The organism is Mesorhizobium sp. BR1-1-16, assembly GCF_020165495.1.
In the GTDB taxonomy this organism is placed as follows: domain Bacteria; phylum Pseudomonadota; class Alphaproteobacteria; order Rhizobiales; family Kaistiaceae; genus Kaistia.
This window is the reverse complement of the sequence record NZ_JAIUIE010000001.1, coordinates 635,957-652,104: the sequence shown is the minus strand read 5'-3', so window position 1 is coordinate 652,104 and position 16,148 is coordinate 635,957. Positions and strand designations below refer to the sequence as shown.

General features: G+C 63.5%; 14 protein-coding genes, 1 tRNA gene and 1 pseudogene. 6 read left to right on the top strand and 10 right to left on the bottom strand.

The genetic code is table 11. From position 1 onward, the window contains the following. Positions 1-177 precede the first annotated feature (177 nt). The 3 genes from LB518_RS03195 (at position 178) to LB518_RS03185 (ending at position 2,413) form a co-directional block, all read left to right on the top strand. Positions 178-262 (top strand) — tRNA-Leu (locus tag LB518_RS03195). A gap of 269 nt (positions 263-531) precedes the next feature. Continuing rightward, entirely contained in the window at positions 532-1,098 is a 567-nt protein-coding gene (locus tag LB518_RS03190; protein ID WP_224572924.1) for a TetR/AcrR family transcriptional regulator, read from the top strand. A gap of 325 nt (positions 1,099-1,423) precedes the next feature. Then, positions 1,424-2,413, top strand: coding sequence for a quinone oxidoreductase family protein (locus LB518_RS03185; protein ID WP_224572914.1), 990 nt, complete (start codon positions 1,424-1,426; stop codon positions 2,411-2,413). 176 nt (positions 2,414-2,589) lie between these two features. On the opposite strand, the gene LB518_RS03180 is transcribed toward LB518_RS03185, so the two are convergent. The 4 genes from LB518_RS03180 to LB518_RS03165 all read right to left on the bottom strand — a co-directional run bounded on the left by LB518_RS03180 (position 2,590) and on the right by LB518_RS03165 (position 6,856). Next, positions 2,590-3,594 (bottom strand): ABC transporter permease, encoded by a 1,005-nt coding sequence (locus LB518_RS03180; RefSeq protein WP_224572912.1) that lies wholly within the window; start codon positions 3,592-3,594, stop codon positions 2,590-2,592. Next, positions 3,591-4,397 carry an ATP-binding cassette domain-containing protein gene (locus tag LB518_RS03175; protein WP_224572909.1) on the bottom strand — a complete coding sequence of 269 codons (807 nt, stop codon included), beginning with the start codon at positions 4,395-4,397 and terminating at the stop codon, positions 3,591-3,593. The genes LB518_RS03180 and LB518_RS03175 overlap by 4 nt, the downstream gene beginning before the upstream one ends. Then, positions 4,394-5,296 carry a sugar ABC transporter substrate-binding protein gene (locus LB518_RS03170; RefSeq protein ID WP_224572898.1) on the bottom strand — a complete coding sequence of 301 codons (903 nt, stop codon included), beginning with the start codon at positions 5,294-5,296 and terminating at the stop codon, positions 4,394-4,396. The genes LB518_RS03175 and LB518_RS03170 overlap by 4 nt, the downstream gene beginning before the upstream one ends. Positions 5,297-5,728: 432 nt before the next feature. Next, on the bottom strand, positions 5,729-6,856 hold the full coding sequence (locus tag LB518_RS03165) for an SGNH/GDSL hydrolase family protein (protein ID WP_224572897.1): 1,128 nt from the start codon (positions 6,854-6,856) through the stop codon (positions 5,729-5,731). A 79-nt stretch (positions 6,857-6,935) separates the two neighbouring features. Between LB518_RS03165 and LB518_RS03160 the strand changes: the two genes are divergently transcribed. Beyond that, positions 6,936-8,156 (top strand): ROK family transcriptional regulator, encoded by a 1,221-nt coding sequence (locus LB518_RS03160; protein WP_224572895.1) that lies wholly within the window; start codon positions 6,936-6,938, stop codon positions 8,154-8,156. 48 nt (positions 8,157-8,204) lie between these two features. Here LB518_RS03160 and LB518_RS03155 read toward each other — a convergent pair. Then, positions 8,205-8,738, bottom strand: a pseudogene (locus tag LB518_RS03155) (GlxA family transcriptional regulator); the annotation flags it as partial. Here LB518_RS03155 and LB518_RS03150 point away from each other — a divergent pair. Further along, positions 8,706-9,299 (top strand): DJ-1/PfpI family protein, encoded by a 594-nt coding sequence (locus tag LB518_RS03150; RefSeq protein ID WP_224572893.1) that lies wholly within the window; start codon positions 8,706-8,708, stop codon positions 9,297-9,299. The pseudogene LB518_RS03155 and the gene LB518_RS03150 overlap by 33 nt on opposite strands. 88 nt (positions 9,300-9,387) lie before the next feature. Here the strand turns inward: LB518_RS03150 and LB518_RS03145 are convergent, their stop codons facing one another. Genes LB518_RS03145 through LB518_RS03135 form a run of 3 tightly spaced genes read right to left on the bottom strand, consistent with a single transcriptional unit; the run spans position 9,388 to position 11,552 of the window. Further along, entirely contained in the window at positions 9,388-9,990 is a 603-nt protein-coding gene (locus LB518_RS03145) for an NADPH-dependent F420 reductase (RefSeq protein WP_224572891.1), read from the bottom strand. 29 nt (positions 9,991-10,019) lie between these two features. Further along, positions 10,020-10,772 (bottom strand): SDR family NAD(P)-dependent oxidoreductase, encoded by a 753-nt coding sequence (locus LB518_RS03140; protein ID WP_224572889.1) that lies wholly within the window; start codon positions 10,770-10,772, stop codon positions 10,020-10,022. 45 nt (positions 10,773-10,817) lie between these two features. After that, the gene (locus tag LB518_RS03135; RefSeq protein ID WP_224572887.1) at positions 10,818-11,552 is read right to left on the bottom strand and encodes an SDR family NAD(P)-dependent oxidoreductase; all 735 of its coding nucleotides are present in this window, start codon (positions 11,550-11,552) and stop codon (positions 10,818-10,820) included. Between the two features lie 274 nt (positions 11,553-11,826). On the opposite strand from LB518_RS03135, the gene LB518_RS03130 reads away from it, so the two are divergent. Continuing rightward, positions 11,827-12,723 carry a LysR family transcriptional regulator gene (locus LB518_RS03130; RefSeq protein ID WP_224572885.1) on the top strand — a complete coding sequence of 299 codons (897 nt, stop codon included), beginning with the start codon at positions 11,827-11,829 and terminating at the stop codon, positions 12,721-12,723. 60 nt (positions 12,724-12,783) lie between these two features. Here LB518_RS03130 and LB518_RS03125 read toward each other — a convergent pair whose 3' ends face one another. Then, positions 12,784-13,470 carry a response regulator gene (locus LB518_RS03125; protein WP_224572884.1) on the bottom strand — a complete coding sequence of 229 codons (687 nt, stop codon included), beginning with the start codon at positions 13,468-13,470 and terminating at the stop codon, positions 12,784-12,786. Further along, positions 13,467-16,148 carry a DUF4118 domain-containing protein gene (locus tag LB518_RS03120; RefSeq protein ID WP_224572882.1) on the bottom strand — a complete coding sequence of 894 codons (2,682 nt, stop codon included), beginning with the start codon at positions 16,146-16,148 and terminating at the stop codon, positions 13,467-13,469. Before LB518_RS03120 ends, LB518_RS03125 begins: the two co-directional genes overlap by 4 nt.

Sequence of the window (16,148 nt, the reverse complement as noted above, 5' to 3'; positions counted from 1 at the left end):
AGCAAAAGTTGCGTCAAGGCGATTCTACAGGCATGTAAGACCATATTGCATGCAATCTGTTTGCCTTATCATCTCGGCGCCGGTCGAGGTTCAGCGGTGTGGGGCCAAAAGACGTTATCGGCTGCTTTAGGTGCGACATAGGAGCCGAGCGCGTCGGATAGAATCGGCGGCAAATGTGCGGGTGTAGTGGAATTGGTCGACGCTCAGGATTCAAAATCGAGGGTCCGACAGGAGTGCCGGCTAGACCCGGCCACCCGCCCCACCGTTTTCGTCAGGGAAAGTCGATGTCGGCGAATTCCGATTTCTCGAGGTCCGCTGATCCCGAGACCGCGTATACTCTCTGACACGTCACGACGACGAAGATAGTCGCTACGTTGACGCCATAGTCCGGGAGGGCTTACTGGGGCTTCGCTCACAGGGGCAGCGTACCAAATCCAACAACACGGAAAACGGCATCCAAACTGCTGTCTAGATCACCTTGACGATGAGCGAGCAAACAGTCATTATTTTGGTGTGAAAAGGATAGGGCAGATGGCGAGACCCCTGAGTGAGGACCGACGGAACGCAATCCTATCCGCAGCGACGGAACTTGTCGCTCAGCAAGGCTTGGGGGCGGCGACGGCGGAAATCGCGAAGAGGGCTGGTGTTCCTCACGGTTCCGTCTTCACATATTTTGAAACGAAGGGTGCCCTTCTGAATGCCCTGTACCTGGAGCTGAAAACCGAACTGGTCGATGCAGTGAATTTGCAGCCAAGCTCGAACGACGATGTCCGTGACCAATTCCAGCATCTTTGGTTGACCTGGACGCGTTGGGGGGCAGCAAATCCCGCAAAGCGGCGTGCTTTGGCGCAACTTGGCGTTTCGGATCAGATCTCCGAACTAAGTCGGAAACAAGCCTTCCAGTCGGCTCATGCTTCTTTGGAACTGGTGCGCCGAGCAAGCATGAATGGCGCGTTGCGTGATGCGCCTCCTTACTTCGTTGGCGCTTTGGTGGAGTCCAGCGTCTCTACGACAACCGACTTTATGATCAGACAGCCTGAGCAGGCTGAACGGATTTGTACGCTAGGGTTTGAAGCGATGTGGAAGGCGCTCAACTAAATTTCAGAAATTGAATGACTGTTTGGACAGTCATAGGTAGCGCCGATTTCTTTCGCTGTTGCGCGAGCACCGTCGAAGCGTCTTGGAGTTCAATCAGACCTTCAGGGCGCAGACGTGGAGAACGACCGGAAGACTATCCCCGAGCAGTTCGCCAACGGACACCCGGCGGGTTCAGACGTCCGGCTTTGGACAGGAACACGACGCGGCAAGGATGATCCCGTTCACAAATGCAGCGATCTTCGACTGAGCCCATCCACAGTTCAAGGCCGAAAAGGTTTCGTCTCGAAACTGCTCCGCAAGAGGAGCCATGTAAAAGGATAGACTGATGAAAGCGATCCAAGCCACTCAGTTCGGAGATCCGAGCGTTCTTGCCGTTGTTGATCTTCCAGACCCTACGCCCGGACCTGGTCAGATTGCGATCGACGTCACCCATGCCACAGTGGGCTTGATTGATGTCCTTTTCCGCCGAGGGCTGTTTAAAGACGTCCCAGGCATGGCCCAGCCCCCTTTCGTCCCTGGTCTCGAGGTCGCTGGTAAGGTGCGCGCCCTCGGCGCGGGTGTGACGGGCCTCACCATCGGCGAGAAGGTCGTGTCGATGTCGGCCGGGGCCGGCACCGGAGGTTATGCCTCCATCTACATAGCGCCTGCCAGTGCAGTCATCTCGATCGAACGCGACAACATTGATCCCATACTAGCCGTCGCGTTTATCCCCAATGCCGCGATGGCACATGTCGCCCTCACTCAGGTCGCTCACTTGAGCGCAGGCGAAACCGTGCTGGTGCATGGGGCACTCGGCGGCTTCGCCGCTGCGTTTCCTGGCATAGCCAAGCAGCTCGGCGCATCTCGCGTGGTCGGGACCGTACGCGCGAGTAAAATGGAGGCCGCAAGGAAAACAAGGTTGCCCTACGACCGGATCGTCGATTCCGCGGATTTATCGAGCGCGCTCGGCGACGAGAGGTTTGACGTCGTCATCGACCCGGTCGGCGGCGTTCTGCGCAGCAATAGCTTTACGGTGATGAAGCCGGGCAGCCGCCTCATCGTCGCGGGGAATGCCAGCGGCGATTGGGATCATCAAATTAAGTCCAACGACTTGTGGCTGGGGAGCACCACTGTCTCCGGTTTTAACGCGGGTGCCTATCTTCCAACTCACCCACAGGCCGTTCGCCTTGCTCTAGAGGCTGCGGTGAAAGCCGCCGCATCAGGATTGGGAGACATGGAAATCGACGTTCTCCCTTTCAAAGAAGCCGTCAAGGCGCATGAGCGTATGGAAAGCCGCGACCTCGCCGGCCGCATCATCCTTACGCCAGAGCAGTAAGCCCCGCGGTACCGCGCCCGATCCAGCATCGTCGTGTCAGCGAGCGTTCTCAATCCGCTCCTTGACGAAGCTGGTTATGTTTCGAGGCGGGCGCTCCGGTCGTCATACGGGCCGCCCGCCGCATCAGGCCGATGGACTGGACTGAAGAGCCCGGGAAAAGCCATCGCGGAGCCAATTCACCGTCGAACTCGATATAGCCGCTCCCGACGGACGTGATCGATTGCAACAGCGGCGATCAGGATGACGCCGACGACAATGGTGTTGTACTGCGGCGGTACCGCCGCCACGATCAACGCGTTGTCGATCGTCGAAAGCAGGATCGCTCCGACGGCGACGCCGGTGATGCTGCCGAGTCCGCCGAGCAGGCTGATTCCGCCAATGAGCACCGCGGTGACTACGGAGAGCGTGACGCCGGAGCCTCCGGCCGAAACCTGGCCGCTCCCGACACGTGCCGCATAGATGATCCCGGCCAATGACGCCGTGAACCCGCCCAGCATGTAGAGCACCGTCTCGATGCGCTTCACCTTGAGGCCATTCGCGACAGCCGCTTTGCGATTGCCGCCCACGGCACGCACCTCGACGCCGAACGGAGTGTGCTCAAGCACGAACCAGGCGATGAACCCGATGACCACAGCATAGATGACGACGAAGGGCACACCGAGCACGGAGCCCTGGCCGAGCCGCTGAAAATCCTTGGGGAGCGGCACGATGTCCTGTCCGCCCGTGATCTGGACGCACAGACCGGTGAAGATGAAGAAAGTGCCCAGCGTGGCGATGATCGGCGGTACATGCAGCCGCGCAATCACCTGGCTGTTCGCGTAGCCCGCAAGCGTCCCGACCAGCAGGCCGACAGCAATCGCGAATGGCCACGACAAGCCCGCATGAGCCATGAGCCACGCCGCGGTGATGCCGCCGAGCGTGAAGACAGAACCGACCGAAAAGTCGAGCCCGCCGCCGATCATCAGCAGCGAAGCGCCGCATGCCATCACGAAGTAGATGACGGCAGCACGGGCAATGTCCGTCAGGTTACCGACGTTCAGGAAATTCGGGTTCCTGAAGGCCGTGGCAATGCCAATGGCGAGGATCACGGCAATAAGGGTGGTCTCAGGCCGCAGGAAGGCTTCTGCATTGAGCCGGCGAGGAGCTTGGCGAGAGGCGCCGTTTTCCGTCTTGATGCTCATGCTGCACCTGCGCGTTCTGGATCGAGTGCTTCGATAGTCCCGGTGATCATGCCGACCACTTCATCGCGGGTCGTGTTCCTGCGCATCAGAGTTGCGACCGAATTGCCGAGGCGCATGACCGTGATGCGGTCGGCATGGGCGAAGACGAATTCGAGGTCATGGCTGATGCAGATCACCGTCTTGCCCTGTCTGCGCAGCTCGTCGAGAATGTCACCGACATGCGCTGTCTCCCTGACGCCGAGCGCTGCCGTCGGCTCATCCAGCAGAATGATCGGCAGGTTCATGCGAACCGCCCGCGCGATGGCCACGATCTGCCTTTCGCCGCCTGAGAGCAGTCCGATCTGCGTCCTTACGGAGCCGACGCGGATCTTGAGATTCGCCAGTACCTCGGCGGCGTCCCGTTCCATTCGCGCGCGGTCCAGCATGAAGCGGCCGCGACGCGGGATCGCTCCGAGCGCCATATTGGTAGCTACGTCGAGGCATTCGACCAGAGCCAGGTCCTGATGCACCACGGCGATGCCATGCCTGTGCGCCTCGGAAGCGTCGCGCATATGCACGGGTTGCTGGTGGATCAGCACCTCACCTTCGTCGGCCTGATAGATGCCGGACAGGATCTTCAGCGTCGTCGACTTGCCGGCACCATTGTCACCCACGATGAAATGGATCTCGCCGGGATAGGCCGCGAGGTCGACACGGGCCAAGGCCTTCACTTGACCGAAGGCCTTGCCGATGCGCCGCAGCGCGAGGGCTGGCGCCCCAGATTGCTCCGGGACGCCATCTGCCTTTTCGGAGCGCGCGCTCATTGCCAGCCCTTGGCGATGTAGTCCTTGATGCCGTCCTTGCCGAACATCTGGATGCCGACATCGACTTGCTGGGGCAGCGTTTCGCCGTTGTTGATCTTCACCAGCGATGCGACGATCTGGGTGCCGGCGCCGCACATGTCCTGCATCAACAGCTTGTAGACGGTGCCGTCGTCGAGCCCTTCGACGCCGCCGCCAGCCGCGCCATTGGCGACCATCACCACCTTTCCGACGAGATCCTTCGCCTTGATGGCAGCCGCCGCCCCCTGTGTGGCGGTGCCCATATGCGAGGCGATGACGTTGATCTCGGGATGGGCGATCAGCAGCGCATTGGCCTGGTCGAGCGCCTTGTTGGCGTCGTCACCCGTATTGACCGTGGCGATGACCTTCACGTTCGACGTCTTGGCGGCAGCCGCCTCGAAGCCCTCGGCATAGGCCTTGCCCGCGCCGGTCGGGCCCTGAATCATCAAGCCGACATTCTGCTGGCCTTCGCGCTCGGCAATGGCCTGGACCATGACTTCGCCCATCTTCGCGAAATTGGCCCCGACATTCACCTGCGAGCCTGTAGCCGTCCCGGCGGCGCCGTAGAGCGTGCCGACCATGATGCCGGCGTCCCGCGCCTGCTGCAGCAACGGCATGAAGCCGTCCGTCGCCGGGAATGTCACGATCGCGCCGACCTCGTTGGCGATACCCTGCTGCACTTGCTGCATCATCATGGTGGTGTTGAGCGTGCCGTCGGTGGGGCCAGACTCTGTTGCGGCAATGTTGTTGGCCTGGGCCTCCTTGGCCACGCAGTCGCCGATGAGCCGCCAGGCCGGATATTTCGGCAGCGGATTGACGAACAAGATGGATTTGATTGGCGCCGCCTGGGCGGCGGTCAGCGACGTACCTATCAGGACCATGGCCGTAGCAGTCGCCAACGATAGGCGGACCAAACTCCGCCGGTTGTGCAGGTTCGACATTGTCTTCCTCCCTCTCCTCGCCTTCGCCGGCTGCCAGGCAGCGCCGAGCGAGACCTCAATTGTTGCATATGCCTGGCTAAACGATCGCGCTTTCGGCCGCCCATCCTTTGGGGCAGTGGCCCTGCCGAGACGGCAGCAAGGCTGTCCCGGAGTTATCGCCTAGCGACATGGGCAGCTTTCGCTCGACCCGTCCCCTGCTTGCATCGCCCTCCAAGCGCTACAATTGCTAATGGCTGAGCGAGAGGATGGTGCCGACGCGGCGAGGACCTCCGGAGCTGCCCTCGTGCACAAGTCGACGGATTTCCTTCAGCGCTACAGCCATCCCTCAGTACCGTATCACTACTCAATAACTAATTCAGTCTGATTTAATTGTCAACCTAAAAAGGTGAGGTCGACGGCGCCCGCCATCGCCCTGTAGCCGGCGTCGTTCGGATGGATGTGGTCGCCAGAATCATACTCGCCGAGGAGGCGCACCGGATGGGCCGGGTCGCGCATGACGGCGTCGAAGTCGACGACGGCATCGGCCCGGCTATCCTCTCGAATGAAGCGGTTGACGGCTTGCCGAAGGCGCTCTTTCTCGCCCGTATAATATCCGCCGCGCGGAAACTCCGGCAGCGCGCCCTCGAATGGCAAGATCGTGCCGAGCATCACCCTGATGCCCGCCAGCCTGGCACGCGCGATGATCTGCTGAAGAGCGCCGATGATGTCGCTGGCGCTGACCACCTCCTGTGGCCCCGCCAACGCCGTATTCGGCCAGACGATGTCGTTGATTCCCTCGAGCATGATCAGGTGCGACACGCCATCGATGCTCAGAACGTCTCGGTCGAAGCGTTCGAGCGCCCGCGCGCCGCGTCGGCTGTGAATCAGGCGGTTGCCACCGATGCCCTGGTTTAGCACCGCGACGCTGCCGAAACCCCTTGCAGCGAGCAGCCTCTCCGCCAGAACATCCGGCCAGCGGCGATCGGCATCGATCGAGGATCCATACCCGTCGGTGATCGAATCCCCGAAGCAGACGACGGCCCGAGCAGTCCGCGGTGCACGCGTGTAGATCGCGGAAAGCAGATAGTGGCTCGTCGTCGTCCGCTGAACGATCATTTCCCCCGCTGCCACGAAATTGCCCGGGGTGGAAATATAGGCCGTCTGCTGCGCTTCGAGATGGTGGGTCTCGACGGGAATGAAGCCTGAACTGAAATAACTCACCGAGAGTCGGGCAAGCGGTCCCACGATCATGTCGACGGGATCGCTCAACAAGGGTGCTCCCGGATGGATGATCGCGCTTCCGCTTCCCCCGAACGTCAAAGGCCGCGTCGAAAGCGGCTCGAGGCGGCCGGCCTCGCCAGCGCGCGCGATCTCCGCCGCCTCGATGTGGATAGGGGTCGTTCCATGTTCGTTGGTGAATCGAACGACGACACCGCTGCCCGCGACGCTGGTACGCGCGATCTCGCGGATCGTCTGGCCGTAGAATCCGGACGGCGGAGCATCCGGTCCCCAGACGTTCATGGGAGCCGCGGTCCAGGATGCAATCCAGCGAGTATCCATTTCCGGTACCTTATCCAGTTGTGTCTCGATATGACTACGCTTGACCCGGAAACGCGGTCAATCAATAAGTCAGTATGATTTAATTAAGTCGCGCGGCGATGACTGTGGAGACGCGTCTATGACCGGCCATATCCCAGGAACCACGGTTCTCCGAACTTCGACTGTGGTGCAGCAGGCCGGCCCCGGCTCGAACCATGTTGCCCTGCGCGCTGCGAATGAACGTCTCGTGCTTTCGTTGATCCGCGCCCATGGCCAGCTCTCGCGAGCCCAGATAGCCGAACTCTCGGGGCTCACGGCCCAGACGGCATCGGTCATTTCCCACAGCCTTGTCGACGCCGGCCTACTGCTCGCCGGCAAGCCGGTCCGTGGCAAGGTCGGACAACCCTCCGTGCCCCTGAGCTTGAACCCCGACGGCGCGATGTTTCTCGGCGTGCATGTGGGCCGAGGAGACATGCGCGCGGCACTCGTCGATTTCACCGGCCATGTCATCTCCGAACGGTCGGGGGCGATCGCCGAGCCCGACGTCGATCGCATCGTGCGATTTGTTCGGGACGCGGTGACGAAGATGCGGCCCGCGCATGACCCGGACCAGCGCGCCCGTTTTCAGGGGGTCGGCCTTTCCATCGCCAATGGCAGCCTGGGGCGCGATCGCGCCCGAACACCCTGGCTACAGGTTGAAGAGGCACTGGACGGGGTCGGCCAGACACTGGACGTCGCGACATATGTTTCGAGCGAAGCGCTGGCCGCCTGCAGCGCCGAACTGATCTATGGCCTGAGCAGCGGGGCGCAGAATTTCCTGTATGTCTTCATTGATGAATCGGTCAGTGGCGGGCTCGTGCAGGATGGACGCATTCGTTTCGCCCGCGACGACATGGGTCCCAATCTCTGCAAGATCCTCGTTCCTGGCGCGGATGGCGCCATGACGCCTCTCTGGAGCCTGGCGCCGCTTGTGGCGTCCGGCTCGGCGGAACCCGAAGCCATTGAACAGCTCGCCCGCGGCATTGCCTATGCCGTCAGCGCCGCCGTGGCAGTGGTGCCCTGCCGCACGGTGATCGTCGACGGATCTATCCCGATCGATGTGTTGCAGCGGATCTGCGTCACGCTGCGCGCGTCGCTCGCCCAATTGGGCACCGTCGAAGCCATGGATCTGTCGGTCCGCGAGGGATCGCGCGACCGGAAGGCCGTTGCGCTCGGCGCTGCCTGCCTGCCATTGGCCGATCGCTTCTATCCCTCCGAGACGATCGGCGGACGGTCTCTCTAGCGCAATCTGGCTGTGGCCCCGACGGCCGCGATAGGCGGCTGAGTTCAATCAGACGCTGGCGCGGCGGAGCGACTGCGGCGGCTGGCCGAAATGGCGGACGAATGCCCGGCGCATGCGTTCGGGATCATGAAAACCCGTCGACGAGGCAATCATCTCGATCGGCTCGCGCGAATTTTCGACACGTTCTCGCGCGACTTCCAGTCTCAGCCGCTCCACCGCCTTGGCCGGGCTGACGCCGACAATACGCGTGAAGGCGCGGGAAAAGTTACGCGGGCTCATCGCCATCCGCTCGGCAAGCTGCTCGACTGCCAGACGCTCCGACAGATTGGAGCGGATATAGGCGATCAGCGGAGAGAAGACCGTGGCATCGCTGCCAAGGTCGGCGAGAGCAGAAAACTGTGACTGCCCGCCGGGACGGCGATAGTAGACGACCATCTCCTGCGCGACGCGCCGAGCGATTGCTTCGCCAAGATCTTCCGCGATCAATGCCAATGTCAGATCAATCCCGGCGCTGATCCCCGCCGAGGTCCAGATCGCGCCATCGCGGATATGGATGCGGTCCGCTTCGACCCGCACCGCCGGAAACAGCTGTTGCAGTTGTTCCGCTCGGTGAGGTGGCTTGCCGATATTGCAACCTGCGATCTGATCTGCGTTGCGGGCGGCGCCACGGCGACGAAGGTGGCGCTCGATGCGGCGTTTGTTGGCGAGATCCGCCGATTGGGCCTCGGTGCGCGCTATGTCACCTCCGTCTGTACCGGCTCGCTCATCCTCCGTGCGGCTGGCCTGCTGACCGGCCGGCGCGCAGCGTGCCATTGGGCGTGGCGGCATCTGCTGCCGCTGTTCGGTGCGATCGCCGATGATGGGCGCGTGGTGCGCGACGGCAATGTCATTACGGGCGGCGGTGTCACCGCAGGCATCGATTTTGCGCTGGCGGTGCTGGCCGAGATCGGTGGTGCGGAGATCGCACAGACCATTCAGCTCGGCCTCGAATATGCCCCCGAGCCGCCGTTCAACGCGGGGCGCCCGGACGTCGCTCCCGCCGCGATTGTGGCGGCCTGCCGGGAGCGCTTGACCAGCGTTCTGCCGCTCCGCGAAACAGAAGCCCGCCGGGCCGCCGAGCGCCTGACAACCGCAGTCCGCTAAGGCCGCTCTCGCCAAGTCTCGACGTCTCGTCGCTGCCGACGAGATGTCGAGGCCTTCGTGGCATCCCGTTCAAGGCACCCTCAGGTGATCAGGGCTCCTTCTTGAATAGATCCTGGAAAATGAGCCGGCCCCATGTGCGGCCGCGCGCGTGTACCAGCGCGCCGCCCTCGCTGAGCTTTCCCAGGTTGACGGGTGCGAATCCGAGCTGTTTGGCCAAGGCCGCCACGGGCTCGATCGCGTCCTCATCGTCACTCGACAGGAAGACGACCCGGTGTCCGCTCTCGACAACCGGATCGGTTGCGAGGGTCGCCGCGATCAGGTGATTGAAGCCCTTGACGAGCCTGGCACCTCTGAACGACTTCGCAACAAAGGCGGAGGATGGGAGGTCGACCAGTTGCTCTGGCGGCACGCCATAGACATTCGTCACATCGACGATGGTCTTACCCTGCCACGAGGGCAGCGCCTTTCCGACATCTTCGTGCTGCTCGAAGCGGACGGCCAGGAAAATGACGTCAGCCTTGATGGCTTCCTCCAGCGTTGTCGCTCTGATCGTGGGGCCGATCGCGGCCGCTTCGGATGCAAAGCTTTCCGGATCGCGCGTCGTCGCGACGGAAACTTCGATTCCCTTGCGGGCGAACGCTTTGGCAAGAGCGTGACCGATGCTGCCGAAGCCGATGATTGCGGTGCTCATGATGATTTCCGATCTTCTGTGGCGCCGTGTCAGACCTGGGCCATGCCGCCATCGACGGCGAGATCAAGGCCCGTGATGTAGGAGCTCTCATCGGAGGCGAGGAACATGACCGCAGCCGCGACTTCGTCCGGCTTGCCCCTGCGACCCATCGGAATTTGTGAGGCGAATTGGGCGGCGGCCTGCCTGGCTTGCTCAGGGGTAAGACCGGTCGTCGTCTCCAGGGCCGGGGTCTCGATTGGCCCGGGGCTCATCGCATTCACGCGGATGTTGCGATCTTTCAGCTCCAGCGTCCAAGCGCGGGCGAAATTGCGAACAGCCGCCTTGCTCGCGGCGTAAGCGCTGAATCCTGGCAGTCCCAACACGTTCGAGACCGAAGAGGTCAGGATAACAGAGCCGCCGTCTCTGAGGAGCGGAAGGGCCTTTTGCACCGTGAAGAACAGGCCCTTCACGTTGACGTCGAAGGTCTGGTCGAAATGGGCCTCCGTCGCCACCGCGAGCGGCGCGATGGTCCCAGCGCCTGCATTCGCGAAGAGAATGTCGATGTGACCATGCTTCTCTTTCACGACCGCATAGAGCCGATCGAGATCATCCAGTCGCGATACGTCGCCGACGACGGTCGTCACGTTGCTGTCGATGAGAGCCGCGGCCTCTTTCAGCTCTTTCTCTCGGCGTCCGGTGATCACGACATGCGCGCCATCTTCGACGAAGCGCTTGGCCGTGGCCAACCCGATACCGCTGCTGCCGCCGGTGATAACCGCGACCTTGCCTTCAAGTTTTTTCATGATTTTCCATCCTTCATTGTATGGGCCGAGGGGGAATCGGGCGGATCAGAGCTGCGCCAGACCGCCGTCGACGGCGACCTCGCTGGCGGTCATGAAGCTGCTGTCCGATGAGGCGAGAAAGGCAGCGACTGCGCCGATCTCGGCCGGATCGGCCATGCGCTGGAGCGGTGTCATCGAGGCGAACACCTTTTGCCCCGCCTCGCCCAGCGCTTCCTTGGCGAGTTCGGTCGCCGTCGCCCCCGGCGACAGGACGTTGACCCGGATGCCAGTGCCCTTCAGGTCCTCCGCCCAAGTTTTGGCGAGGTTGCGCACGGCCGCCTTGCTTGCGCTGTAGGCCGTCATCCCCGGAGCGCCCGTGGTGCCGGCGCTCGATCCCGTCAGGATGATCGACCCGCCCTCGCGCATCAGCGGCAGCGCCTTCTGGACGGTGAAGATCGTGCCCTTCACATTGGTGTCGAAGGTTTCGTCGATGTGCTCGGCGGTGATCTCGCCGAGCCGGAGCTGGCTACCCGCCCCCGCATTGGCGAAAACGATGTCGAGCGTTCCGTACTCGTCCTTCACCGCCGCATAGAGCCGGTCGAGGTCGGTGAGATCCGAGACCGAGCCCTTCACCGCGCGGGCGTTGGCTCCGAGATCGGCCAGCGCGTTGTCGAGCGCTTCCTGACGACGACCGACGATGAAGACGAAGGCCCCCTCCTCGATGAAGCGCTTCGCCGCGGCGAGGCCGATGCCCGTTGCGCCGCCGGTGACGACCGCCACCTTGCCTTCTAGCTTTCCCATTTCTGCTTCCTTCAAGGCTCTGTCTGGACTGCCCGGGGAGGTCCCGAGACGCTGGAAATGGGACCGCCAGCGTCAGCCGCGCAGTGCGGAACCGTGCATATCGGTGGTGCGAAATCGATCCGACCGGAAACCTGGCGTCTGGCTTGAGGACAAGCGGTCGTGATCCCGCACTACGACGCGACCGCCGAAATTCTCATCCTTCACAGCACGATCTGTCGTTCGGCGTGCTAGAGAGGCAAGATCGAAGGGGCACCGCGCGGTGCTGGATTGCACCATGATCGACTGGGATGATGTTCGCTATTTTCTTGCCGTCGCGCGCGGAGGCTCAGTGCGGGCTGCCGCGGGGCACCTCGGCGTCAATCACTCGACCGTGTTGCGGCGCATCGCACAGCTCGAGAAACGCCTCGGGGCGCGCATGTTCGAGAAGCTGCCTTCGGGCTATCGCGTGACGGCGGCTGGTGAGGAAGTCATCGAACTCGCGAGCCAGATGGAGACCTTTTCGCATCAGTTGGAAACGCGCGTCTTCGGTCGCGACAAGAGCGTGCGCGGGCTCCTGCGCGTGACGCTGCCGCCGTTCCTTGCGACACACCTGCTCATGCCTGACCTCGCCGATTTTGCGCGTATCCATCCGGAGATCGAGATCGAGATCGTGTCGACCGGCGATGTCGTGAACCTGACCAACCGTGAGGCGGACGTCGCGATCCGCATCGTCGCCGATCGCAGAAACCTGCCCCTCAATCTTCACGGGCTGAAAGGCCCGGAGATGTTCTCAGGCGTCTATATGTCCCGCGACCGACTAGCCGAGTGGCAAGAGGGCGAGCGGGATCCGATCCGGCCGATCGTCATCGGCGTGCAGGGCGTTCCGGACTGGGCCAACGAGGGTGAGGTCCGCGCCGCAGGGGTTCCGTTCAGGACGCCGGACGCCGAGGCGCAGATCGCCGCAGCACGGCAAGGCATCGGCATGACAAGATTGCCGTGTTTCGTCGGGGATGCAGATCCCCTTCTGGCGAGGGTGCCAGGCGTCGATCTGAACGCACACGCAACGCTCTGGCTTCTGACGCAGGGAGAGACACGCAAGACGGAGCGCGTGCGGCTCTTCACCGAGTTCGCATCTCGCAGGCTCGCCGCGCATGCTTCGCTTCTCGCGGGGCACTCCGTATCAACCGGGTGAAGCGCGGCAGTCCGCTGACCGTCGATCGCAACAACGGCACGATACGCCGCTCCATCGCCGCTATGCGTCTACGAACCGATAGCCGACACCCGGCTCGGTGCGGATGATGGCCGGATGGGCAGGGTCGCGCTCGATCTTCTGACGGAGCTGACCAACGAAGACGCGCAGATAATGCAGATCCTCGCCATGCGCTGGGCCCCAGACCGCAGTCAGGAGCGTGCGATGCGTGACGACGCGCCCGGCATGGCGCGCCAGCAAGACGAGGAGGTCATATTCCTTCGGCGTCAGCTTCACCGTCTCGCCGTCGCGCGTGACCAGCCGGCGCAGGGTGTCGATCTCGACACCATCGACTGAAACGCTTTCGAATTCGCCGGCCTGTCGCATCCGATGGCGAAGCGCCGTGCGGACGCGGGCCGTCAATTCGCCGATGCCGAACGGCTTCTCGATATAGTCGTCTGCGCCGAGGTCGAGTGCGGCGATCTTCTCGGTCTCGCGGTCGCGGGCCGACAGAATGATGATGGGCACCTCGCTCCAGCCACGCAGCTTCGCGACGACGTCCTTGCCGTCCATATCCGGCAGACCGAGATCGAGGATGACGACGTCGGGCGCGGCCGTAGCTGCGAACTTCAAGGCCTCGGTGCCGGTTGCGGCCTGGATCACCTCGTATCCTGCAGCCGTGAGCGCCGGCTTCAGGAAGCGCTGAATCTGCGGCTCGTCATCGACGACCAGGATCCGGTCACCGCTCATGGCCGCACCGCCATCGTCTCGTGATGATCCGGCAAGGGGAAGCGGATCACCATGCGCGTGCCGCGGCGACGCTGAGCCGGGCTTTCGGCCTTGATCGTGCCGCCCATCGCCTCGACGAAACCGCGCGCGATCGAAAGCCCGAGCCCGGTGCCGGGCGCACGGCCATCGGGCTGGCCGCGGCGATAGAATTTGTCGAACACGGTCTCAAGCTCAGCCTTTGCAATTCCGCTCCCCTGATCGGTGACCGAGATGACGATCGCATCCGCTTCCTTGCGCGCATAGATGCGGACAGGCTCGCCGGCCGCATATTTGGACGCATTGTCGAGCAGGTTGAACAGAACCTGTCCGAGGAGAACACCGTCGCCCTGCATCAGCGGCAGCCCCGGCGCGATGCTGGTCTCGACCACCAGACCGGGGAAATAACGTCGGCAGCGCTCGACCGCGGCGCGGATCACATCGGCGATGTCGAGCCACTCCCTGCGCACTTCGAGCGCGCCGGCCTCGATCCGCGTCATGTCGAGAAGGTTGGCGACGAAGCGGCTGAGCCGAGCGCCTTCCTCCTCGATCGTCAAGAGCAGATCATCGCGGCTTTCCGGGCCCATGCGATCGCCGAGTTCGCGAAGGCTGGTGACGGCGCCCGTGATGGTGGCCAGCGGCGTGCGCAGATCGTGCGAGATTGAGGAGAGCAGCGTCGTGCGGAGCGCTTCACCTTCCAGCCGGGTTGCGTGCGCGATGCTCTCTTCGGCAAGGCGCGCGCGGTCGATGGCGATCGCGGCCTGATCCATGACGGCAAGCAGCATGCGCTCCGACTGACCGTCGAGGTCCTGCTCGCCCCAACCGATGCCGCAGACGCCGACAATGCCGTGCGGGCTCTCCAGCGGGCGGAACTGGTAGGCGCCTGCCGGGAGGGTTCCCGTTCGGCGGCCGGCGGCCTCGTTGTGTTGAAAGGCCCACCGGGCGGCCGCCGTCTCGGAGATGTCGAGCTCGACGTCGGGCGGCCAGGCTGCGGCCGTCCGTAATTCGTCGCCCGACGGCAGCAGCAGCACCGCCGGACGCCCGAAACTCTCGTTGAGTTGCGAGACCGCTGCCCAGAGCACGTCCTCCGTCCGCGCCGTCCGCGACAGTTTGCGAGCGAAGTCATAGAGCGACTGCACCGCGATCGCGCGGGCACGCGCCGTCTCCGCCTGTTCGCGGACACGCGAGGCAAGCCCGCCCGCGAAGATCGCTGCGGCGAGAAACACCGCGAAGGCGAAGACCTCATGCGGTGAGGCGATCGTGAAGGTGTAGAGCGGCGCAATGAAGAAGAAATTATAGGCGAGGCCCGACAGAACGGCAGCGGTGAGCGCCGCGACATAGCCGGCGCGATTGGCCGACACCACGACGGCGAGCAGGAACAGCAGCGAGACATTGGAGAGCGGCACCAGATGGCCGATCGCGAGCCCAAGCGCGGTGGCGAACGCGACCGTGGCCACGGCGAGCGCGACCGCAGGCGCGTGGATGGCGACGCGGCGCCGGGCGCGCGCCGGGCGCAGCGGCTCGTCACGATCTTCCGTGATCAGATGGACCGCGAGCCCGCTGGCGCGGGCGACCAGCGCCTCGCCGAGCGAGGGCGCGCGAAATGGCCACCAGCGGCGACGGACATTCGCGCCGACCACAAATTGCGTGGCATGCTCGCTGCGCGCGAGCTTCAGCAGATCAGAGACGAAGTCGGTGGAGACCAGCCGCCGCGTCTCGCCGCCAAGGCTTTCGGCAAGACGAAACAACGCGTCGATCCGGCCGGGATCGGCGGCCTGTGCCTCGTGATCCGCCCGTTCCAGCGACACCACGATGAAGGGGGCGTTCAGGCCCGAGGCCAGACGGCTCGCCGTACGGACAACGCGCTCGGAGAGCGCATCCGGCCCGATGCAGACGATCAGCCGCTCGGAGCTTGCCCAGGCGCCCTTGATGGCATGCTGCTTCACATATTCGACGACATCGTCGTCGACGAGATCAGCAGTGCGCCGCAAGGCCAATTCCCGCAGCGCCGTCAGATTTCCGAGGCGGAAGAACCGTTCGCTCGCCCGCCTGGCATTGTCGGGCAGATAGACCTTGCCGTCCTTCAGCCGCTCGATGAGTTCGGCCGGTGGCAGATCGACCAGCACGACCTCGTCAGACTTGCTGAGCACCACGTCGGGCACGCGCTCGCGAATGCGCACCCCGGTGATGTCGGCGACAACGTCGGCAAGGCTTTCCAGATGCTGGATGTTGAGCGTCGTCCAGACATCGATGCCGGCGCCGAGGAGTTCCTCGATATCCTGATAGCGCTTCGGATGGCGCGAGCCGGCGGGATTGCTGGCGGCGAGTTCGTCGACGATCATGACGCGGGGATGACGCGCCAGCGCCGCGTCGAGGTCAAACGCCTCGATGCCATGGCTCGCGGCAGCCGGACGGCGCGGCAGCACCTCGAGACCGCGGAGGAGGTCCGCGGTCTCGGTACGACCATGCGTTTCGACGAAACCGACCGCGACATCGACGCCGCTGCCCCGAAGCCGAGCAGCCCGCGACAGCATCGCATAGGTTTTGCCGACGCCCGGCGCCGCGCCAAGGAAGACGGTCAGCCGTCCCCGCCCCTCGCCGCCGGCCGAGGCCAGCAGCAGGTCCGGATCGAGCCTTTCGTCATTCCTCGTGCGGTCCGACAT